Source organism: Enterobacter sp. CFEC122, assembly GCF_052983755.1.
The window spans coordinates 1-2,629 of record NZ_JBRIQR010000100.1; the positions used below are offsets into that span (position 1 = coordinate 1).

Annotated in this window: 2 protein-coding genes; both read right to left on the reverse strand. The window is 50.7% G+C overall.

The features are described from left to right. Nucleotides 1–1,665: ATP-dependent helicase (locus ACVCAM_RS26205; RefSeq protein WP_447093746.1), on the reverse strand; the 1,665-nt coding region annotated here is incomplete at its 3' end. Beyond that, nucleotides 1,662–2,627 (reverse strand): hypothetical protein, encoded by a 966-nt coding sequence (locus ACVCAM_RS26210; RefSeq protein WP_055315744.1) that lies wholly within the window; start codon nucleotides 2,625–2,627, stop codon nucleotides 1,662–1,664. The genes ACVCAM_RS26210 and ACVCAM_RS26205, both read right to left, overlap by 4 nt. Nucleotides 2,628–2,629: the final 2 nt, after the last annotated feature.

A 2,629-nucleotide genomic window follows, 5' to 3' on the forward strand; every position in this document is an offset into this window, starting at 1 on the left:
GATCAGTATTACGTTATCCCACTCCAGCCCCTTGGAACCATGCAGTGTGGAAAGGATGAAGGGATCGCAGTCAGTAGCAGCCTCGCCTGGATTCAAGATAAGGTTTAAAAACGTGCGGGAATCGATCTTACTGGAGTCAAGTAGCTCCCCGATCCTCACGACCCCTCGTTGCTGGTCGTTCGATCCAGTGCGAGTTACACCCTCAGAGCCAACACTATCAATGAAACCCTCCATACTCAGGCGTCGTAACACATCGATAGCAGGCGTTTCCTCTCCGTCTTTCTGGCAGATAGTGGCGAGCCTGCCCAGCCGATCTTTTTGGTATTGTGCGCCCTCGAATAACTGACCTAGAGCAGACCATAGGTCGGCGTGCGGAGCCATCAATCCACTGAGCGCCGCTTTGAATTGCCCTTTCTGCCATCTAAAACCAGCCTCCTTCAGAAAGCCGTAAACAATCGCTTGTTTGTTGGGATGGTTTTCCAGTAGCCGCAGATCGCCGTACACAGACAGCAAGACGCCAACTACCAGTATCCCGATTTCGGTGCGGGTGTGTAATGCGCTTGAACCATTGAGGTAGCGATAAGGTAGCCCACACAGGCGTAAAGCAATTTCCGCCTCAGCAAGGTTCGCCTTAGTGCGGGACAATATGGCTTGTGTTCCACTGCTCACCGAGAGGTTTGATAGCACCTTGGATAGGCAGTTATCAAAGTGCAATCTGACCTCTGTTTTGGGGGGGCTAGGATGACTGACACAAAGCTTGGTCAGCTTTGTAGAGTTGCGCCGAATTACCGAGTTAGCCATCAAGGAAAGCTCATGGCCAAATCTGAACGTGCATGACAGTTGAAACACCTTCGTATTCGGGTAGTGCCTTTCAAACAGTCCGCCGATAAAGTCTGGTCGAGCACCACGCCACTCATAAATACACTGGTTAACATCACCAACAGCCATAACCGACGTATCCGACTTAGATAGCAAGCGGGTCATGTCATGCTGTATCAGGTTAACGTCCTGATATTCATCAACAATGATGTGCTTGAAGTGGGCACCAAGGCTGCTGTCATTACGCAACAGTGCGACAGCCTCAATCAAACAGTCATCAAAGGTTCGCAGACTGTTTTCCTCCAGCAGCTCACAATAGCGGCCATAGGCGTGAATAAACTCCCGTTTGATGTTGCTGAACGTTGGATCATTGGCAGCATCAACAGGAGTTACGGCCGCCGCCCGGCAGCGAGCAATAAACAGCTCGAAGTTTTCAATTTCATTGGGGTCAATATAATTCGCCTCATGGTCAAAGCCATAGCGGTAGGCTTGCTTTACCAGTTGCTCATAGCGGTAGTCGCTTGGAGTAATGAGGTCTTTCTTCTTGATTATCTGTTGGCGTTCTCCGTAACCAACAATCTTTAAGGCCAAGCTGTGGAACGTGCGGATTTCTGGAATCACGCTCGACATCAGTGCCGTCTTCAAGTTCTCCGTGAAGCTCACCTGCGCCGACTTGTTGTACATCAGGATCAGAATGGAGCGAGGATCAGTTCCCGTCTTGACCAGCCGCTCAACGCGCTTTACAAGTGTGGTTGTTTTCCCGCTACCAGGTACGGCTTTTACCAACGCATGTCCGGTGTCATGGCTGACAATACTTTTCTGCTCCCAAGTCAGTCTTTTGGTCATGCCTTAACCTTGTAATTGGCGCACTGACGGGCCTCGGTGTAGGGAACGATCTTTGCCTTACTGTGACATTGCAGATAGCCATCCTCCCATCGGCCTGCTTGCTCGCACATAATGCAGTTGGGAAATAGTGAATGAGGATCGGCGTGACGGATAAAAGCTCGTAAGTTATCAGCCAGCTCAGCGGCCCCTAACGATCTAGGCCATGTGTTCACGTCAGAATTGATTGTTAAATCCACTTCAGCGAGCGGCATCGTTTGTTCGTTGAGTCGGCCGGAACCACTTAAACTCCAGACAGACATATCCACGTTACCTACTGAGCAGACGCCGCTACAGGTGTCCACAGATTGAAACGGGGGAAGCCAGTTGAATACTCTCAGGATCTTCTCCTTGATCGAGTAGGCCCCGGTAAGCAACATCTGAATATCAGAGGCAGATTGGACCTTAAACTCAAGAATCGGGATACCGGCTTCGATCTTGTCTTGAGAGCAGGGGTGTGTGACACAAATCTCTACGTAGCAACGCCTTTCGCCAGTCGTATCATACAACATCACGTCTGGTCGCAGCCCTGTGACCTTATCGTGTTTTTCCAGCTCTGCCTGATCGAAAAATTGAGTCAAGTTGTAGCGTGCAGGCACGGATTTTACGCACTGACGTGCTTCGTCTCTAACCAAGGCTAAACGAGAACCATTACAGGCAACCCGGCGCTCCAGCTCAAGGCTAATAGGCATTTCACGGCTGAGAGCTTGTTGGTAGCGATAGAAGAATGCTTCTTTGCCGCACTTGTGAAGATAGGTTTCAAGGGCACAGCATTCTTCCGAATGGCGAAAGTGCTTAGCGTTGAACTCGCCCATTACCGGGGTCAGGGGGCTCTTACAACCTGGGCAGGTGTAAGTATGTGAGCGCAGGGCAGCGCCAATGTGCGTGAGGGTGCCCTCGCCGTCTAGCGCGTAAGCGTATTGTATTG